Raw genomic sequence first — 20,379 nt, 5'->3', positions numbered from 1 at the left:
TTAGGGTAATCATTTCATATTTTACAATTTACATTTCACATCATGACACCTTTGCAACTCTGAACCTTTTTCACTACTTTTGCACGAAATTAATTAAAAAGACATTCATGTTAACAGTCAATAATTTATCAGTTCAATTTGGCAAACGAATTTTGTTTGACGAAGTAAATACCACATTCACTCACGGAAATATTTACGGCGTTATTGGAGCCAATGGTGCTGGAAAATCAACATTTCTAAAAATCATTTCAGGCGATATCGACCCAACTTCTGGACATATTCATTTAGAACCGGGAAAACGTATGTCGGTTTTGAATCAAAATCACAACATGTTTGATGAGCATACTGTCTTGGAAACGGTTTTGATGGGAAATAAAGTTTTGTATGCTGTTAAAAAAGAAATGGATGAGCTTTATTTAGACTACAACGATAAAAACGCAGACAGAATTGGAGAACTTCAAGTTCAGTTTGAAGAAATGAACGGTTGGAATGCAGATTCTGATGCCGCTGCAATGTTGTCTAACTTAGGAATCAATGAAGAACATCATTATACTTTAATGGGTGATTTGGAGGGAAAAATCAAAGTTCGTGTACTTTTGGCGCAGGCACTTTTTGGAAACCCAGATCTGCTTATTATGGATGAGCCTACCAACGATTTGGATTTTGAGACAATCGCTTGGTTAGAGAATTTCTTGGCAAATTATGAAAATACTGTAATAGTAGTATCTCACGACCGTCACTTTTTAGATGCGGTTTGTACACATATTTCGGATATCGATTTTGGAAAAATTAATCACTATTCAGGAAATTATACTTTCTGGTACGAGTCTAGCCAATTAGCGGCAAAACAACGTGCACAGCAAAACAAAAAAGCAGAAGAAAAGAAACAGGAACTTGAAGAATTTATTCGTCGTTTTAGTGCGAACGTTGCAAAATCTAAACAAGCAACTTCTCGTAAAAAAATGATTTCTAAATTGAATATTTCTGAAATCAAACCATCGAGCCGTCGTTATCCTGCGATTATTTTTGATCAAGATCGTGAAGCTGGAGATCAGATTTTAAACGTTGAAAATTTATCGGCTTCTATTGATGGTGATCTTTTGTTTAAAGATGTTGATTTAAATATGGCAAAAGGCGATAAAATCGTTCTTTTTTCTAAAGATTCACGTGCTACAACAGCTTTCTACGAAATTTTAAATAACAACCAAAAAGCAGATTCTGGAACTTTTGATTGGGGAATTACAACAAATCAAGCGTATTTGCCAGCTGAAAACCATTCGTTTTTTGAAAATGATTTAACACTAGTAGATTGGTTGCGCCAATATGCTAAAACAGAAGAAGAGCGTGATGAGGTTTTTATTAGAGGTTTCTTAGGGAAAATGATTTTCTCAGGAGAAGAAGCTTTAAAAACAAGCAGAGTGTTATCTGGAGGAGAAAAAGTACGTTGTATGCTTTCTAGAATGATGATGGAACGCGCTAACATCTTAATGCTTGACGAACCAACAAATCACTTAGATTTAGAGTCGATTACAGCTTTTAACAACTCTTTGAAAAACTTTAAAGGTTCTGTGATTTTTACCACGCATGACCACGAATTTGCTCAGACTGTTGGTAATAGAGTAGTGGAGTTAACGCCAAATGGAGTTATCGATCGCTATATGACGTTTGATGAGTACTTGGATGATGAAAAAATTCAGGAATTGAGAAAGAAGATGTACAATTTATAATATTGTAAGAGCGTATAAAAAAAATCCCGATCGTTTTGCGATCGGGATTTTTTTATGTTTATTTTTTGAAAAGTCTGGCGAAGATCCAGATAATGATCGCAACAATAAAGATTACGATAAATATCCCGAATCCCATTCCGGCTTTAAAAATGTCTCCAATAACTTCGCAACTTGTAAATGAAAATAGTATTACGAATACCATTAACAAACGTGTAATGTTCTTTTGCATGATTTTGCTGTTTTAATTGTTTTAAAAAGAATTTAGTATTCTAATTATCGTACAATAAAATTACTTTAATCAGCAAAAAAATGTCTTATATAATTTTTAGTAAAAGTTCTATGATTTGCCTTATACAATAAAAAGCCTTCTATCGAATTATATTAGAGTGCTGGATTTTAATTCAGTTTGAAATCATTAACACATAAATCTAGATTTTATTCTCCAATAATTCCAGTTTTAACTTCTCCATCCCGTTTATAACTTACAGCAATTACACCGCTTGGCGTTATAGTACTTTCTGTTAGTTTAAATCCGGATGGAAAAGCGCCATCGTCAAATAATTTTTTCCCTTTACCCAAAATTATAGGATGAATCTTTAGTCCAAGTTCGTCGACTAAATCATTTTTGAGTAACAGCTGCACAAGTGTTGCGCTTCCCCAAACTTTTATATCACCGCCTTCAGAATTTTTAAGTTTTTTGATGTCTTCTACAGTAGAAAGAAATTCGGAGTTTTCCCAATCAGAGTTTTTTCTGGTTGAGGACAAAACGTATTTTGTTACTTCATTAATTCCCGGCCAGCCTTCTGCGTGTTTTGGCCAATATTCTTCAAAAATATCGAATGTTTTTCTGCCTAAAAGAATATCTGCCGGTTCCATTTGTTTTTGCATAACCTTGCCATATTCTTCATCTCCAAAAGGCGCCACCCAGCCACCATATTCAAAACCGCCTGAGGTATCTTCTTCAGGTGCGCCCGGTGCTTGCATTACTCCGTCGATTGTAATCATCGATAAGACAATTATTTTTCTCATAGTCGTAGGTTTTTTGTTTCTCAAATATACTGAAATAAAATACTATAACATTTCAATAAGCTGAATATGGTTGCCGCAAGTATCGTTTAATACAGCAATTTTTACAGTTCCCATTTCAGTTGGCTTCATGCTGAATTCGACACCAAGATTGATCAATCGATCGTATTCTGCCTGAACATTATCTACGTTAAATTGTGTGTACGGAATTCCGGCTTCAAAAAGTGCTTTTTGATATACTTTTGCAGGTTCAAAATGGTTGGGTGATGGTTCTAATAACACTTCAGTTCCCTCTTGTTCGTCTTTTGCAACAACGGTCAGCCATCTGCTGGTTTCACTTAAAGGCACATCGTATTTTTTTACAAATCCCAATTTTTCGGTATAAAATTGCAATGCTTTTTCCTGGTCTTCAACGGGAATTCCCATAACTTTTACTCTCATCTTTTTTCTCTTTTAAAATTGACTAGTGCAAGTTTGTAAATCTAATTTTAAATTACTTTGCGAAAATTGCTTTTTTTGAAATTCAATAGGAGCGACTCCAATTTTACTTTTAAATAAAGTACTAAACGAACTCGGACTTTCAAATCCAACAGCAAAACAAGTTTCGGTTACGGTCATTCCGTTTTTTAGGTATTGCTTCGATTTTTCAATTCTTTTATCTATCAAATATTGTTTGGGTGTTACTCCATAATATTTTTTAAACAATCGTAATAAATGAAATTTTGAAGTAAATTGAGTATGAGAAAGCAAGTTCAAATCCAATTCTTTATCAAAATTGTGTTCAATAAACTTTCGCGTACGAATCACGGTTTTAATTTGTGCTTCGTTCGAATAACAAATGCTTTTAATGCGATTAAGTTCTTGCTGATAAAAGTTCATTTAATAATTCTTTTAATTTGAGATACTTTGCTGGCTCAGAAATATTTCTGATTTATCGTTGTGTAGATCTAGCGATTGGATTTTTCTTGTTCTATCAAATTTATGAAAAAGATTTTCAAATAAATTCAATACTATACTATTCGATTTTCTTTGCCATTATTATAGTGTGAATTTCAACATCATCAGCTTTTGGATATTGAACTTCGAATGACTTGATAATTTCAAAATGATTTTTAAAAAGTTGATTTTTTATATCTTCTAAAGTGTGATAATAAAAATAGGTGCGATCGCCAGTACTTCCGGAAATAAAACCTGATTGAGAAGGTTTTCCTTCAATAAAACTGATATACAAAATGCCTTTTGTAGTAAGTAATGTATTAGCGTCGTATATTAATTTTGAAGCATCTTCTTCTGAAAGATAAGGTAAACAAAAGCCACACATAACGGCATCAAATTTTTCATTGATTTCGTCTAATTTTCGTGTGTCCATAATTTCAAAACTAGCAGACGGATTATTTAATTTAGCCAATTCGAGCATTTTTGGTGCAATATCGATGCCTTTAATTTTTAAATCAGGATTTTTTGACAACAAATATTTGGTAATATTTCCTGGGCCACAGCCAATTTCAAAAATATTGAGTTGATCCCCTTTTAGAGTGTTAAGAAAAAAGTCATAAGTTTCATTATACAAACTTAAATTCATAAACTTATCTTCATAAAGACTTGCAATTTTATTCCAAGTCTCAAAAGTTTCTTTGTAAGGATCCATAAAATTTATTTGTTTTTTTGCTCGGACTTTGAATTATGTATTAATTATAATCTTATTTTTTTGGACTAATAACCGTTCTTTTTATTATAAAATATGGCGCAGCTATAGAGGAATTAGGTTTTAGCTTCTTTGGTCATTTTTTATTTTATATACTTTCCATTTACATATTTACACTCTGTTTTTACTCCTTCATCATTTATTGAAAATAAGATTCCATTTTTTTTATTATTCAAATATTCGCACCTATAAACTATTACGCCATCTTTAAAATCTTCTTCTAAAGTTTTTTCTTTTTTTGTGTTGTAATAGGTTATCCATTTAAAATCAATTGAATATTCATATCTAATTCTTTTTTCTTTAAAACCATTATCATCATAAAAGAATTCTTCAGCTACTTTTCTTGTTTTCCCATTAAAATATATTGTATATTTTTTTAATTGTCCATCGATGAAATTCTCTTCATAAACTAGATGTTTTTTATGCTTATAACTTTGTACTTTTCCGCTATAAAGTTGACCTGTTTCAACTTTATAACATAATCCCTTATCAAAATATACTTGTTTATATCTTAAGCTGTCTTGAGAATATATATTAAGAGAAAATAATAAAATTAAAAGTAATAGTTTTTTCATTTTAAATGTTTTAAAGTTCAATTTGAAGTTTGCCTTTTCAATGATTAATGCATCGGCTATTTTGGGGCTAACTTGCTCAGTTTTTTTTCTTGGTGTGGCCATTTATTATTTTTCAGTTTAAATATTAAATGCGAACTTTTAAAAGTAAGATTTTATTTTCTAAAATAACAAAATTCCAAATTCCAAATTTCCCACCCAAAACCAAAAAAAAATATTTCCCCACCCAACACCCCAACAAATAAATTCTGATTTCGTATATTTGCCCAACCAAACATTACACTTAATTATGAGCCAAAAAGTATTACTTAATTCAAAAGAAGTTACTATCATACTCCATCGTTTGGCTTGTCAGTTAATCGAAAAACATCTTGATTTCTCGGATACTATTTTAGTCGGAATCCAGCCAAGAGGCGTTTTTTTAGCTGAACGTTTAAAACAAATTTTAGAAAACGAATATAAGGTTCCCGAAATTTCTTTGGGATATCTAGACATCACTTTTTTTAGAGATGACTTTCGTCGTACAGATAAACCACTTGAAGCCAACAAAACACAAATCAATTTTATAGTCGAAGACAAAAAGGTCATTTTTATCGATGACGTTTTGTTTACTGGACGAAGCATTCGTTCTGCCTTAACCGCAATTCAGTCTTTTGGGCGACCATCAGAAATCGAATTGCTAGTGTTAATTGACAGGCGTTTTAGCCGAAACCTGCCAATTCAGCCCGATTACCGCGGCCGTCAGGTTGATGCTATTAATAATGAAAAAGTAAAAGTAAGCTGGAAAGAAAATGAAGGCGAAGATGTAGTTTACTTAGTGACAAATTAAGTTTAATCGGTTAACCGGTTAATTGTTTAATCGGGAGAAACGATTAAACGGTTTAACAAAAACGATTAGACAAATAAAATAATTAAACATAAAGATGAAAGAATTAAGCGTAAATCATTTATTAGGAATTAAATACATCAACGAGAATGATATTAACCTAATTTTTGAAACGGCAGATCATTTTAAAGAAGTCATTAACCGACCTATTAAAAAAGTTCCTTCATTACGAGATATTACTATTGCTAACATTTTCTTTGAAAACAGTACCAGAACAAAACTTTCGTTTGAGTTAGCCCAAAAAAGATTATCTGCAGATGTTATCAGTTTTTCTGCAGCACAGTCTTCGGTTAAAAAAGGAGAAACACTTATTGATACTGTAAACAATATCCTTTCTATGAAAGTGGATATGGTTGTAATGCGCCACTCTAATCCCGGAGCGGCTTATTTTTTGTCTAAAAATGTCAAAGCAAGTATCGTAAACGCTGGCGACGGGGCACACGAACATCCAACACAGGCTTTGTTAGACAGTTATTCTATCAGAGAAAAACTGGGCGATGTTGCCGGAAAAAAAGTAGTTATTGTAGGCGATATTCTGCATTCGAGAGTTGCCTTGTCTAATATATATGCTTTGCAGATGCAAGGTGCAGAAGTAAAAGTGTGCGGACCAAAAACCTTGATTCCGAGATACATCGAATCGCTAGGCGTTACGGTCGAGCCAAATTTGAGAAAAGCATTAGAATGGTGCGATGTTGCCAATATGCTTCGCGTACAAAACGAGCGTATGGATGTGAATTTTTTTCCTTCAACACGCGAATACGCACAACAATATGGAGTTGATAAACCGCTTTTAGATTCTCTTGGAAAAGAAATTGTTATTATGCACCCAGGACCAATCAATAGAGGAGTAGAGATAACTTCTGAAGTGGCAGATTCTGATCATTCAGTAATTTTGAATCAGGTGGAGAATGGTGTAGCAATCAGAATGGCGGTTATTTATCTTTTGGCGTCTAAAATACAATAAATTTAGTTTTTTTGTTTCAAGTTTCACGTTGTTTGACGTTCAGCTTGGTAAACTTGAAACTTGAAACTTGAAACAAAAATAAAAACTTTGTACCTTAGTAAAATGAAAGTAGATCAAAAAGGACATACCGTTACTATTAAAGACACTCAAGGAGATATTAATTCTTTTTTGGATAAAGTGACGCAACAGTTTAAAACCTTTGAAAAACATAATATTATAATCGATTTATCATCTGATCAAGCATTGTCAGAAAGTGATTTGAAACTTTTTTTACCGCTTTCGAAACAACAGAAAAAATCAAAAAAATCATTTGTAATTGTAGTTGCTGATCTTGATTTTAACGCAATTTCTGATAAATTAATTGTAGTTCCTTCTCTTTTAGAAGCACACGATATTATCGAAATGGAAGAAATCGAGAGAGACCTCGGGTTTTAATTGTAGATTTTAGATTTTAGAGTTCAGATTTTTAGATTTTGAATGTTGAAGTCTAAATCATCTTCAATCTAAAATCTAAAATCAATAATCTAAAATGAAATTAACTATACTTGGCTGTTACGCCGCAACTCCTAGAACACTCACAAACCCAACTTCGCAGGTTTTAGAAATTAAAAACAGAATGTTTTTAATTGACTGTGGAGAAGGAACTCAAGTTCAATTACGAAAAAATAAGATTAAATTCTCAAAAATTAATCACATTTTTATTTCGCATTTGCATGGAGATCACTTTTTTGGATTAATAGGAACCATATCAACTTTTGCACTTTTAGGACGAACAACTGATCTGCACATTTACGGTCCAAAAGGAGTGAAGGAAATTATTACGTTGCAATTAAAATTATCAAATTCTTGGACAACTTATGATTTGTTTTTTCATGAATTAGAATCAAAAGAAAGCGAAATTATTTTTGAAGATCAAAAAGTTGTGGTAAAAACGATTCCGCTGAAACACCGCGTTTACACGAACGGATTTTTGTTTCAAGAAAAGCCAGGCGAAAGAAAACTAAATGTTGATGCCGTACAGCAATATGAAATTCATACTGCTTATTATCAGAAAATAAAAAATGGAGGTGATGTTACCCTTGACAATGGAACTGTTATTAAAAACGAACAGTTATCTTTTGATCCAATTTTGCCTTTGAGTTATGCTTTTTGCTCAGACACTGCTTATAAGGAAGATATAATTCCGATAATTAAAAATGTAGATGTTCTGTATCATGAATCTACCTTTTTAGAATCAGAAGCTCCTTTGGCACAAAAAACCTTGCATTCTACAGCTAAAGAAGCAGCGAATATTGCACTTAAAGCAAATGCAAAACATTTAGTTTTAGGACATTATTCAACAAGATATGACGGCATAGAACGTTTTAAAGAAGAAGCAGAAACCATTTTTCCGAATGTGCTTTTAGGAGATGACGGGAGAAGTTTTGAATGGTAGAAATTAGAAATTAGTTATGGGTTTCTAATTAGGAACATTTAATATAAAATCTAACATCTAAGAAGTCCAACATCTAAGAAGTATAATATCTAAGAAGTATAATATCTAAGAAGTCCAACATCCAAGAAGTCTAACATCCAAGAAGTCTAACATCTAAGAAGTCTAACATCTAAGAAGCCAACATCTAAGAAGCCAACATCCAAGAAGTCCAACATCCAAGAAGTCTAATATCTAAGAAGTCCAACATCCAAGAAGTCTAATATCTAAGAAGTCTAACATCTAAGAAGTCTAATATAAGAAGTCTAATATAAGAAGTCTAATATAAGAAGTCTAACATCTAAGAAGTCTAATATCCAAAAATCTAAGAATCCAAAAATCTAATAATCTAAAAAAATGAATGATTTAAGCAATTATAGAAAGTCTTACGAGAAAAGCGAATTATTAGAAACTAATATTCCAGAAGATCCAATTAATTTATTTAATAGATGGTTTCATGAAGTTGAAGATTTCGGTGCAGGCGGAGAAGTCAATGCAATGACAGTTTCTACAATTGGTTTGGATGGATTTCCTAAATCTCGTGTTGTTTTATTGAAGAAATTTTCTGAAGAAGGTTTTATTTTTTATACCAACTATAATTCTGAAAAAGGAAAAGCAATAGCTGCGAATCCGCATGTTTGCTTGTCTTTTTTTTGGCAGGAAATGGAACGTCAGGTAATTATTAAAGGAATTGCGCAGCGAACTTCTGAAAATATATCAGATGGCTATTTTGATTCTCGCCCGGACGGAAGCAAGTTAGGCGCGATTGTATCAAATCAAAGTGAAGTGATTCCGTCACGCGCTTTTTTAGAGGAAAATTTAAAAAAACTGGAAGCTGCTTTTGAAGGAAAATCAATTCCGAGACCAGAAAATTGGGGAGGCTTTTTAGTGACTCCATTAGAAGTAGAATTTTGGCAAGGAAGACCAAATAGACTTCATGACAGAATTCGCTATTCAAGCCAATCTGATTTTTCATGGAAGATTGAAAGATTGTCTTCTTAGTTGTAAGAAAATTATTTTATATTTATTATTTTAAGTGTAGTTCATCGATTAATTTTGTAGTTTACCGATAATTTAAATATGTTTGGTCCAGAAAAAGAAAGTATTACCCAAATATAAAGATTTAAAGGATTTGCCCCAACATTTACTTTAATGCATTAACTACTGTTTGATTATGAAGAAGATTATGCGCGTCATGTTGTTCATTGCAATGCTAATTGCAATGAACTCATGCTCTGCTGATACAGCAGATGGAAATGATAATAGTACTCCAACAGAAGAGACTCTGATAACAAACTACACTTACAACGATTCAGAGTTAGAAACAATGCAATTAATAAACGAATATCGATTAAGTATTGGTTTGAATGCATTGCAAATAATTAATCACATTTCTGCTAAATGCCAAGAACACAATACTTATATGATCGCGAATAATGTGATGAATCATAACGATTTTGTCTTGCGATCTGATAATCTTGTAAAAGTGCTTGGAGCAAAAAAAGTAGGAGAGAATGTTGCCTACAATTACAAAACTTCAGAAGCAGTTGTAAAAGCTTGGTTAGAAAGCCCAGGACACAAAGAAAATATCGAAGGAGATTATACTCATTTTGGTCTGGCAGTAACTACTGATAAAACTGGAAAAAAATATTACACTAACATATTTGTTAAGATTTAAGATTAATTGAAAACTGGTTGGTTTTTTAGTGATCGTTGTAACTCCTAGAGTTGCAACGGTTTCTTTTTTTATAAAAAAAGCTGTCTTTGCAGACAGCTTAAGAAGTATGATAATCTAATTAACTAAAGTGCGGTAATAATAAATTCGCTTCGTCTGTTTTCCTGATGCTCAGCCTCGCTACATGCAACTCCATCTGCACATTTATTTACAAGCTGCGTTTCTCCATATCCTTTTCCAATCAATCTGTTGGCCGCTACACCATTTTTAATAAGCCATTGTATAGTAGATTTTGCTCTTCTGTCAGACAATGCTTCATTGTATTTGAATGTTGCACGGCTGTCTGTATGTGAGCGGATGTCAAGTTTCATTGTCGGATGGTCATTTAATACAGCTAATATTTTTTCTAAATCAAGAGCTGCTTCTGGTCTGATATTCGATTTATCCAAATCAAAGTAAATCATTTTAATGCCAAAACATTTTCCTAAATCATCACCAACCGTTACTTTGCATTTGCCATTTACCAACCCAATTGGCAGACTTGTTTTTCCGGTTACTTTTCCGATGGTTATATTTACTTCCTTGGTTTCATAGTCTTGTTTTTCAGCTCTTACGTTGTATGTTTTGCCACATTCAACAGGAAAACTGTAAAGACCAGCTGCGTCTGCAATAACTGTATTTTTGATTGCCATATTTTCATATAAAGTGACTTTTGATCCTGGCAAAATTGCATTTGTTTCGATGTCGGTAATAGTTCCGTTTAATTCTTGAATGCATTTTAGTTTTCGAGTTTCTAAAAATTTATAAATGTCGTCAGAACCTTGACCGCCATCTTTGTTAGAACTGAAATAACCTTGTCGTGTTACCGGATCTATTATATAAGCAAAATCATCTTTTGGAGAATTGACATCGGCTCCTACATTCTGAATACTGCTTATCGTTCCGTTACTTTCAATTTCTCCCACAAAAACATCTAAGCCTCCAAGTCCGGGATGCCCGTCTGATGAAAAGTAAATTTCATCTTCGCTGGTTACGTATGGGAATGTTTCTTTTCCTTCAGTATTAATGCTATTTCCTAAATTTTCTGGAGTACCATAGCTTCCGTCGTTATTTATCGTTACTTTATAAATATCAGACTGGCCAAGCGTTCCCGGCATGTCAGATGCAAAATACAGAGTTTTCTCATCAGGACTTAATGCAGGATGCGCCGTACTGTAGTTGTCACTGGTAAAAGGCAGTGCTGTTATATTTGTCCATTTATCATTATCAAGCGTAGCTTTGTATAATTTTACTAACGTAATTTTATTGTCGTCTTTTCCCTTCTTGCCATTAATAAAATTGTTTCTTGTAAAATAAACTGTTTTTCCATCTTTCGAAAAAACAGGTGTTGCTTCGTGAAACTTACTGTTTAATGATGTTTTGAATTTGTTTACTTTAGTTGTTGTGTTTGTTGACGGATCGATATCTGCATCATAAAGATTGGTGAAATATTCTCCAGTCCATTTGTGTTTTCTTTGAGAAAAATTACCCGTATCTCTGGCAGAAGCGAAATACAATTTGTTTTTATAAACGAATGATCCATAATCTGAATATTTGCTGTTAACTCCAGCATCTTCTATTTTGTAACGTCCAGAATTTGCTTTAATTTGCTCTAGATAATTGACATCTTCTTTATACAGTTTTGCTCTATTGTCTGTTTTGTTTTTGGAGTTAAATTCGTCGAAGATTTTGTTTGCTTTTTCTGTTTGTCCAATTGATTTTAATGATTGTCCGTATCTGTAATAATATTCAGGTTCTACTGCAGTATTCATGGCAAATAATTCTCCGTACCATTTTGCAGCGCCTTCAAAATCCGAATTAAAGTAATAGGAATTTCCAAGTTTTTTGAACATATCTTCAGACTTATATCCTTTTTCAGCTACTCTTTCGTAGGCCTTTATTGCATCAACATAAGCGTAGCTATCGTATTTTTTATCGGCTGCATTTATCTTTGATTGCTGCGAGTAACTGTCGAATGAAAAAATACAGACAAATGTTAAGCAAAGTAAAATAGAATTTTTCATAATTATTATTTTTAGAAGAAACGAGGAGTTGTCATTTTACTATTGTTTTTGAAGAATTCATAGCGCAGAAAAATTTCGTGCGATCCTGAATTGTAATTGTTTAAGTTAGTAGTTTCACGATCATAGCCATAACCTAAATAAAGACCGTCTGTGATTTGAAAACCAACCATTGCGCTTAATGAAGCACTCCATCTGTATGCTATACCAACTACGAATTTTTCGACAAACATAAAGTTAGCAGAAATGTCTACCTGCAGTGGTGCACCTTCTACCATTTTAGCCAGCGCTGCTGGTTTGAATTTTACATATTGATATTTATCCAAATCAAATACATAACCCGCCATCAAATAATAATTGATTTTATCTTTGTAAATGGCGACATCGTTGTCATCGTATCGATTGGTTTCAATGAAATTTGGTACAGACAGACCAACATAGGCTTTATCAGAATGCCAATAAACTCCAGCTCCTACATTTGGAGAAAATTTATTGTTTAAATCCTGAAATTGAGGATCGCCTTGGTCTTCTGGATTTAGCTTATTTACATCTAAATTGAATAAATTAGCCGTTCCCTTAATACCAAATGAAAGTTTAAAATTGGCGGATGTTTGAACAGTGTATGACAAATCTACAGAGAAATCATTTTGGTTTGTTGGACCAATTTTGTCATTTACTAATGAAAGACCAACTCCTAAATTACTGTTGTTAATTGGCGTGTTCACAGAAAAACTGCTTGTTTCTGGTGCTCCATCCAATCCGACCCATTGCGTTCGGTATAACCCAAATACACTTAAAGCTCCACGAGAACCTGCATAGGCAGGATTTATGTTTATTGTGTTGTACATATATTGCGTATATTGTGCATCTTGTTGCGCATTACTTGCAATGGTGACAAACAGAATGACGAAGTAAAATAGTTTTGTTCTCATAGTAGATATTTATTATGTCAATTATTACTATTGATTTATCAATTAAATCCTATTAAAAAATCCAAAATAATTTTAAGAACAAATTTAAGGAATTTTTTTATAAAATAATATAAATTAATGATATATAGCTTTAGTTATCAGGGTGTTATGATTTTTATTTAGAAAGATACAGGTAGCCGTCTTTCTTATTGTTTTGAATTGCATTATTTCCGTCTAAGGATTTATAAGTAACGATATAGAAATAAGTTCCGGTTGGCAAGCCATCTGATTCTTTCACTGTAGTTCTGCCTCTTGAAGTTCCGTCAAATACATTTGTGGTGTTGTTATAGTTAGATGTTTCAAATACTAATATTCCCCAGCGATTATAAATCTCGACTGTATTTTCAGGATAACATGCAATATCATCAATACTGTCAATTTTGAAAATATCATTTATTCCGTCCCCATTAGGTGAGAAAGCATTGTGTATAACAACATTGCCACAGGCTAATACTTGGCAGTCATCGTTTATTTCCATATTAACGACAATACTTCTTGGACAGCTTTGATCCGTTATTTTATATTCAAATACATAATTTCCAAGAGCGAGACCAAAGGGATTGAGGGTATTTCCGTTTAATGCATTAGTGTTGCTTGTGTCAATCCATGTTCCAGTTGCAGGAGTATTTGCAGGAAGCAAGGCACGCAGATCGACAAGCGTTGAATCATCGGCGCAAGCCTGACTAGAAATAGTAGTCACGCCAATTGGAAGAACAGTTACAGTAACAAGTCCACTATCGCAGTTCGATGGATTTAGCTTTTCACATATTTGATAGGTGTAAGTATAAGTTCCTGCTGGAGTCAAACTTCCGACATTAATATTGCCAGAAGTATCAATCGTAATGTTGGGATCTGTTTTTACTGCTGTATTGTTTGCAGTTGCCAAAGTAAAATTCACTACTTGCAATGTTGCAGGAGCTTGATATAACAGGTCATTGGTTAAAACATTTCCAACCAGTCCAAAGGTGTTGCAGCCAATATTGTTATAAGAATCGTCATTAGCAATAATTGCACCTGATGAAACTATTATAGTTACTGTTGCGGTGTCGCAGTTTCCAAAATTGGCATTTTCACAAATTTGGTAAGTTAAAATATAAGTTCCTGCCGGTGTATTTGGAGCAACATTTACTGACCCATCAGGATTTAAAGCCAAAGTTCCAGTAGGATCTGGTGTCACGGTTGTCAGCGTCACGTCGTTAGGATTTATTGGCAAATTGTTTAACGTATCATTAGTGTAAACATTTACCACATTGGTTCCTCCAGAAACTCCATTTATAGGCCCAGCTGTATCATCATTCGCTACTATTGCAAATGTTGGTCTGGCAATACAGTACGGATCTGCCGGCGGATAATTTACAATTATAGTTTCACTTGGATTGACAGATATCGTCAATTTCGCTGTTGCACGCAATGTTTCAAATCCGTCTGCGCCTTGAATCCATTTGTTGTTTTGAAACAGCCATCCTGGCCAATCGATTCCATTACCTGCCTGATCTACTACTGCCCCTGGCCATAATATTCTTCCGCTAAGCGGCAAATTAGTCATAGTGGTAATTATGTTATTGTTGTTGTCAGCCCAGACAATGGTTACACCATTTATCGGAATGAAATTTCCGGGAATTATGGCATAGTCAACATAGGGAACATCATTCACACAAATTGGAGTTGCAGTAACAGTCATTACAGGAGCTTCTATGGTAATACTTACCGTTGCAGTATCACAATTAGAAGTTTGATCAGCTTCGCAAATCTGATAAACTAAAGTTAAATTTCCAACGGGAGCATTTGGCAAAACATCTACAGAACCATCAGGATTTAATTGTAAAAACGCATTTGGTGTTACTGTAGTTATAATAACATCCGAAGCTTTTACAACAACGCCTTCAAGCGTATCATTTGGCAATACATTCAGCACATTTGTGGTGATGTGATTAACACCAGCTATTGGGCCAGCAGTATCATCATTGGCAACAATATCTAAGTATTCTCTACAATTCACACCAAAATCAGCATCTAAATGAACTAAATCTTCTGGTGTTACAGTTACAATTAATTCGGCATTAGTGGTAGTCTGACAAACAGTATGCAATTGCGATTTATTAGTTTTAGATGTTATTTTCTTTGCTGTATTTGATGGCAGTACTTTTACTAAACCTGTAGCTCCCAAAGCTGCGGCAACAGCATTTAAATTTCCATCTCTAACTAATTTTATATTATAGTCGCCAAACGGATTTGCACTTTCTGGTCTGTTTCTCCAAAAACCCTGAATCCCAATAATTACTTCATCGTGATATCCATTAGGTCCATCAATAATAATATTTGAGCTGTTTGCATTTCCAAAACCTCCTGCATTTAATTCGCCTGCATTTAACGGACCTGCAAAACTTCCGTCTCCATTCAAATCAAGCCATTCCCATTTGCTGTAGTCAATCGCGCCTTCGCTGTCCGGAATATTTTTAGTTACAATGCCGTCATTATTCGCATCATACCATTCATCTTGAAGCCCGTTTCCATTTGTATCATACCAAACGTAATCTCCTAAAACAGGAAGATCTGATTTTCCATATTTGAAATCATGTTCCTGAATTACACAATCCTCAAGAGCAGTAAAAAACAAACTTGAATCTACAGGATACAATTGGTAAGCACTATTTAAATTAGCATCCTGAACTTGAAGTAAGTAATTTCCTTTTGACATTCCAGAAAAACTGTAAAGACCATCTATATTGGTTATGCGTATTTGCGTAGAACCAGGAGTCGTGCCTTGCGGAATCAATGTCACTGGTACATTGGCAAGAGGCATATTTTTATCTCCATTTATTACATGTCCAAATATTTTGACAGTGTAAGTCGGCTGTTTTATAGTAACTGAAGCAGTTGCAGTACATGTTTGGTTACTATTTACTGCTGCTGCAGTAAGTGTGTAAGTTCCTGCGGGCAAATTAGAATTGCCAACAACCTCGTTATTTTCATTTGTAATAACTACAGTTGAACCCAAACTGTTCGTAACTAAAATAGAGCCGTCTTTTCCGCCAAAACAAGTAGTGTTTACAGCAACTCCAGATACAGCAACCTTATTTTCTACTGTGAAAGTTTGTACCAAATCCGTTTTATTGCCCGCACAATCTGTCAAAGTGTATGTTCTGGTTAAGATATAGGCATTTCCTTCACAACCGCTGGCTCCGTTGTCTGAATCACTAACAGTAATTTTTACATCTCCACTGCAATTGTCTCTAGCATTTGTTATTTCTTGTGGATTTGCCGCTGGAATGTCAGTGATGTTTTGTAAACCTGCAATATCTGCAGGAGCTGTTCCTGTTGGTGCAATACTGTCTTTTACAGTTATAATTTGAGTATATGTTGCCTGGTTTCCTGCACAATCACTCGTAGACCATTTTCGTGTTAAAGTATAGTTTGTAGCACAAGTGTTTTGAATATTGTTTTTAGTTTCTGAGAATACAATTGGTAAGCTTCCATTACAATTATCAGAAGCTTCAACATCCGCAGCTTTTGGAACAGCATCACAGGAAACTGTAATATCTGTTGGAAGATCGCCTGCAAATATTGGAGCCGTTGTGTCTTGAATTGTAATTACCTGCGTAAAAGTTTCAGAAGTATTCCCGCAATCGTCTTTTACAGTCCAAGTATTGGTATAAGTTCCAGCGTTGGAACATCCAGCAGACGGTACAAATGAACCGCTCATTTTTACAATATTGCTGACATCATTATCACATAAATCAGAAGCGACAGGAAATAACGCTTGCGCGGATGCCAAAGCAGTCTGGTCACTGCATTCGATTGTTTTGTTTAAAGAAGCAGTTTGAGTAATCCAAGTCGGAGCCATTGTGTCCTGAATTGTTATTACCTGTGTAAAAGTTTGAGAAGTATTCCCGCAATCGTCTTTTACAGTCCAAGTATTGGTATAAGTTCCAGCGTTGGAACATCCGGCAGACGGTACAAATGAACCGGTGATTTTTACAATATTGCTGACATCATTATCACATAAATCAGAAGCGACAGGAAATAACGCTTGCGCGGATGCCAAAGCAGTCTGGTCACTGCATTCGATTGTTTTGTTTAAAGAAGCATTTTGAGTAATCCAAGTCGGAGCCATTGTGTCCTGAATTGTAATTACCTGCGTAAAAGTTTTAGAAGTATTGCCGCAATCGTCTTTTACAGTCCAAGTATTGGTATAAGTTCCAGCGTTGGAACATCCAGCAGACGGTACAAATGAACCGGTGATTTTTACAATATTGCTGACATCATTATCACATAAATCAGAAGCCACAGGAAATAACGCTTGCGCGGATGCCAAAGCACTCTGGTCACTGCATTCGATTGTTTTGTTTAAAGAAGCAGTTTGAGTAATCCAAGTCGGTGCTGTTGTGTCCTGAATTGTAATTACCTGTGTAAAAGTTTCAGAAGTATTATTACAAATATCTTTTGCTATCCATGTATTGGTGTAAGTTCCTGCATTGGAACAAGATACAGAAGCTGTAAACGCTCCGCTTGTTTTGTTATAAGTGACTGTTCCTGTGCAGTTATCTGTTGCCAAAGGAGCTTTCGCTTGTTCAATTATCAGACCAGCCAAATCGCCGCACTGCAAATTCACATTCAAAGCTGTTGCAGCTGTTGTCCATGCTGGCGCCGTTGTGTCCTGAATTGTGATAGTTTGAGATTTTGTTATAGTACCGCAACTGGTAACAACTTTAAAAGTTCTAGTAACTATTGTCGGGCAAGTTCCAGTTGAGACATCACTGTAGGTCAAAGTATAATTTCCGATATTCGCACTATTCAAAATAGACCCTCCTGCATTTGTCAACTGAGCAAGCGTAATGGCAGTATCGATAGTTTTATATGGCAAACTTGTAATTGCACTAGTATCACATCCGGAAACAGTTTCATTTCCAGGAGCTATAAGCGCGGCGGCTGGACTAATTGTAAGTGTCGAAGCTGCTGAGGTTAATTCACAATTGGTTGAGCCATTTTTAACTTTTACTTTATAAACTCCACTAGAAGTCACAGCCAATGTTGATTTTGTTTCGCCATTAAGCACAATATTATCCTTGTACCAAACATATGTTGGTGAAGATGCATTTGTATTTGCGGTTAATGTAGTCGAACCGCATGCAGTCAGAACTCCCGTAATTGTTGGAATACATGGAACAAAATAAGTTGGAGTTGTTATTGTTTTTGAATCGTTCGCACAAGATGAATTTTTATAATTAAAAGTTGAACTGCTCACATTTTGAGTTCCACAAACACTGCCTGTTGGAGTCAATTGATAATTTAATGTAATTGTTTCAGAATTCAAAAAGTCTGTATTCCATGTAATTACCTGTCCAGATGCTGAAGCGGTTCCTTTTGTAGTCGTAATATCACTAATTGTAAAGCCTGCAATAACAGTTTCTTGTTGTACTAGAGTCTGAGCAACCCAAGATAGTTGTGAAGCAATCTGGTTGTAAATGGATGTTAAATTGGCACCGCTGTTTGTAATATATGCTGCACTTCCCTGTATTTGATCTAGCGTATATTTAGCCACATTTCGGTCACTTCCTTCGGTATTTATATTTCCGCTGATACCTCCAAAAAGACCAACAGCAAAAACTTGATTATTGTATACAACACTTGATTTTGTTGTGGTTTTTGCATTTGTAGAAGCGTTTATGGCATCGGTAACGCATTGAGACGTTTTGCTGACATTACAATCAGTAGATCCATTTACGCCTGTTTTATTTGTTACTCCATCTGTCAATAAAATGATACTTCTTGCCGTACTGCAGTCAAATCTGCCATTGGTTTCTAATTCAGTTTCAGATTTTAAAATACCCGCATTAATATTGGTAGAATTAGTTGCCTGTAAACTGTTAATTTGGTTTTTTACAGCAGTCACACCAGCCGCATTTAAGTACGTCAGCCCAATTTTTAAACTCGCAGTTGTACTGTATGCCACAATTGCAATTCTATTTTGAGGATTTATTTTAGCTTGATCAATAAATGCTATTGCTGCGCTTTTTGCATAATCCATAGATGTTTTTAAATCTCCGCTGATAGTATTTCCCATACTGCCAGAAATATCTATTGCCAATATTACATCAGAATTTCTCGTCGTAGGATCTGAACCTGTAATGTCTATTTTTACATTGACAATACCGCAATTTTCTGGATTCGCACTCACGGTTTTATTTGTTGTTACGTTTTGAGCGAAACCAAATGAAGATGACAGAATAAATAATACTGGAAAGTATATTTTTTTTATATCTAGTAAATTAGTTCTGAAAGAGAGTAATAGTTTTTCCATTTTAAATGATTTTAAGGGAATACCTGATATAGCGTTTTTTAATCATTAACTGGATTAATGACAAGAGTGTGCAAAACTGTAGACGCAACAACAGAACAGTTTTTAGATTTTGCAGAAACCTGATCACAGGACCATTTGTTTATTGCAGTTCCAGCAGGAACAGTTACATGAATGTAAAAATTTGAAGATTCTCCAGGACTTAGCGTAATCTCTGTAATGGTACTTTTTGCAGAGTCAATAAAAGAGCTGGTAATTGAAATGTTCGAAGCTGTTGAGCTTCCGTCTGTATTAGAACAAGTCGAGTTTATATTTAAAATCTCTAAAACATAAGTATCTGTTGAGGTTCCCGTATTGGTAAGAATCATTGAATAATAAGTTCCATCTAATGGCGTGCTTCTTGTATTTCCATTATTTTCAACAATCAAGTTTACATTACAAGAACCAGATTGTGCAAATGAAATAGTAGAGATTAAACAAAACAGTATAGAGAAAATGTTTTTTTGAAAAATGTTTTTTCTAAAGGAAAAAATAAACTTACAATTGTTAACAAACTTTACTGCTTTTTCAAGAGTAGATGTAGTTTTCATAATTTAAGATTTAGTTTGTGTTATTTATTATATTTTAACAGAATCAAAATTATATGAGAGTTTTTGGTTTTGATTTTTTTTGTCTGCAACTAACCTAAAAACTCGTTCAACTACTTCTTTTTAGATAATTATTGTCTCAAAAAAATGCTTTTTTGATCAATTTCATCAAATTCAGAAACTCGGTTTTGTTCTTTTTTTGATGAAAAACCATGTATTTCATGGGTTATAAAGTATTAATAATCAATTATTTAGTTAATTTTTTGCAAATACTAAAATATCGACCAACTGCCCGCTTTAAGGGATGAAGTGCACTTTTTGCAAAAAATTGAAAAAATGAGTAATAGAAAATCACGTAAGTTTTTTAGATGTTATTCTTGTTAAAATTTTCATTTCAATGTTAACAGAAATAAAAAATAAGAGACTATTGAGAATTC

The 20,379-nt window shown here is 34.0% G+C and carries 17 protein-coding genes; 7 read left to right on the top strand and 10 right to left on the bottom strand.

The window, feature by feature from the left end; genetic code table 11:
- The first annotated feature begins 107 nt into the window (after positions 1-107).
- Positions 108-1,727 (top strand): ABC-F family ATP-binding cassette domain-containing protein, encoded by a 1,620-nt coding sequence (locus tag IR010_RS11120; protein ID WP_029273662.1) that lies wholly within the window; start codon positions 108-110, stop codon positions 1,725-1,727.
- A gap of 58 nt (positions 1,728-1,785) precedes the next feature.
- Here IR010_RS11120 and IR010_RS11115 read toward each other — a convergent pair whose 3' ends face one another.
- The 6 genes from IR010_RS11115 to IR010_RS11090 all read right to left on the bottom strand — a co-directional run bounded on the left by IR010_RS11115 (position 1,786) and on the right by IR010_RS11090 (position 5,135).
- The gene (locus IR010_RS11115) at positions 1,786-1,956 is read right to left on the bottom strand and encodes a hypothetical protein (protein ID WP_194568988.1); all 171 of its coding nucleotides are present in this window, start codon (positions 1,954-1,956) and stop codon (positions 1,786-1,788) included.
- Between the two features lie 206 nt (positions 1,957-2,162).
- Positions 2,163-2,756 carry a dihydrofolate reductase family protein gene (locus tag IR010_RS11110; RefSeq protein ID WP_194603806.1) on the bottom strand — a complete coding sequence of 198 codons (594 nt, stop codon included), beginning with the start codon at positions 2,754-2,756 and terminating at the stop codon, positions 2,163-2,165.
- A 42-nt stretch (positions 2,757-2,798) separates the two neighbouring features.
- Entirely contained in the window at positions 2,799-3,194 is a 396-nt protein-coding gene (locus IR010_RS11105) for a VOC family protein (protein WP_194603804.1), read from the bottom strand.
- 12 nt (positions 3,195-3,206) lie between these two features.
- A complete protein-coding gene (locus IR010_RS11100) occupies positions 3,207-3,632 on the bottom strand; it encodes a helix-turn-helix domain-containing protein (protein ID WP_194603802.1) in 426 nt (141 codons plus the stop codon).
- 136 nt (positions 3,633-3,768) lie between these two features.
- Positions 3,769-4,401 (bottom strand): class I SAM-dependent methyltransferase, encoded by a 633-nt coding sequence (locus IR010_RS11095; RefSeq protein WP_194603800.1) that lies wholly within the window; start codon positions 4,399-4,401, stop codon positions 3,769-3,771.
- A gap of 140 nt (positions 4,402-4,541) precedes the next feature.
- Positions 4,542-5,135 (bottom strand): hypothetical protein, encoded by a 594-nt coding sequence (locus IR010_RS11090; RefSeq protein ID WP_194568978.1) that lies wholly within the window; start codon positions 5,133-5,135, stop codon positions 4,542-4,544.
- A gap of 184 nt (positions 5,136-5,319) precedes the next feature.
- On the opposite strand from IR010_RS11090, the gene pyrR reads away from it, so the two are divergent.
- From pyrR to IR010_RS11060, 6 genes are all read left to right on the top strand, one after another.
- Positions 5,320-5,859: a bifunctional pyr operon transcriptional regulator/uracil phosphoribosyltransferase PyrR gene (gene pyrR / locus IR010_RS11085; protein WP_029273655.1), complete on the top strand. Its 540-nt coding sequence runs from the start codon at positions 5,320-5,322 to the stop codon at positions 5,857-5,859.
- Between the two features lie 94 nt (positions 5,860-5,953).
- Positions 5,954-6,880, top strand: a complete 927-nt coding sequence (locus IR010_RS11080; RefSeq protein WP_029273654.1) for an aspartate carbamoyltransferase catalytic subunit — start codon at positions 5,954-5,956, stop codon at positions 6,878-6,880.
- Between the two features lie 102 nt (positions 6,881-6,982).
- The gene (locus tag IR010_RS11075; RefSeq protein WP_029273653.1) at positions 6,983-7,315 is read left to right on the top strand and encodes a hypothetical protein; all 333 of its coding nucleotides are present in this window, start codon (positions 6,983-6,985) and stop codon (positions 7,313-7,315) included.
- Positions 7,316-7,409: 94 nt separating this feature from the next.
- On the top strand, positions 7,410-8,315 hold the full coding sequence (locus IR010_RS11070) for a ribonuclease Z (RefSeq protein ID WP_194568976.1): 906 nt from the start codon (positions 7,410-7,412) through the stop codon (positions 8,313-8,315).
- A 393-nt stretch (positions 8,316-8,708) separates the two neighbouring features.
- Positions 8,709-9,353 carry a pyridoxamine 5'-phosphate oxidase gene (pdxH, locus tag IR010_RS11065; RefSeq protein WP_194568974.1) on the top strand — a complete coding sequence of 215 codons (645 nt, stop codon included), beginning with the start codon at positions 8,709-8,711 and terminating at the stop codon, positions 9,351-9,353.
- Between the two features lie 172 nt (positions 9,354-9,525).
- Positions 9,526-10,029 (top strand): CAP domain-containing protein, encoded by a 504-nt coding sequence (locus IR010_RS11060; protein ID WP_029273650.1) that lies wholly within the window; start codon positions 9,526-9,528, stop codon positions 10,027-10,029.
- Positions 10,030-10,151: 122 nt separating this feature from the next.
- Here IR010_RS11060 and IR010_RS11055 read toward each other — a convergent pair whose 3' ends face one another.
- The 4 genes from IR010_RS11055 to IR010_RS11040 form a co-directional block, all read right to left on the bottom strand.
- Positions 10,152-12,089 carry an OmpA family protein gene (locus tag IR010_RS11055; protein ID WP_194568972.1) on the bottom strand — a complete coding sequence of 646 codons (1,938 nt, stop codon included), beginning with the start codon at positions 12,087-12,089 and terminating at the stop codon, positions 10,152-10,154.
- An 11-nt stretch (positions 12,090-12,100) separates the two neighbouring features.
- The gene (locus tag IR010_RS11050) at positions 12,101-13,018 is read right to left on the bottom strand and encodes a type IX secretion system membrane protein PorP/SprF (protein WP_029273648.1); all 918 of its coding nucleotides are present in this window, start codon (positions 13,016-13,018) and stop codon (positions 12,101-12,103) included.
- Positions 13,019-13,172: 154 nt separating this feature from the next.
- On the bottom strand, positions 13,173-19,358 hold the full coding sequence (locus IR010_RS11045; RefSeq protein WP_194603798.1) for a gliding motility-associated C-terminal domain-containing protein: 6,186 nt from the start codon (positions 19,356-19,358) through the stop codon (positions 13,173-13,175).
- 38 nt (positions 19,359-19,396) lie between these two features.
- Complete coding sequence (locus tag IR010_RS11040) at positions 19,397-19,945, bottom strand: hypothetical protein (RefSeq protein ID WP_194603796.1); 549 nt, start codon at positions 19,943-19,945, stop codon at positions 19,397-19,399.
- Positions 19,946-20,379 lie beyond the last annotated feature (434 nt).

The sequence above is a fragment of the Flavobacterium sp. MR2016-29 genome (assembly GCF_015350695.1).
In the GTDB taxonomy this organism is placed as follows: domain Bacteria; phylum Bacteroidota; class Bacteroidia; order Flavobacteriales; family Flavobacteriaceae; genus Flavobacterium.
This window is presented reverse-complemented; position numbering and strand designations above follow the sequence as displayed.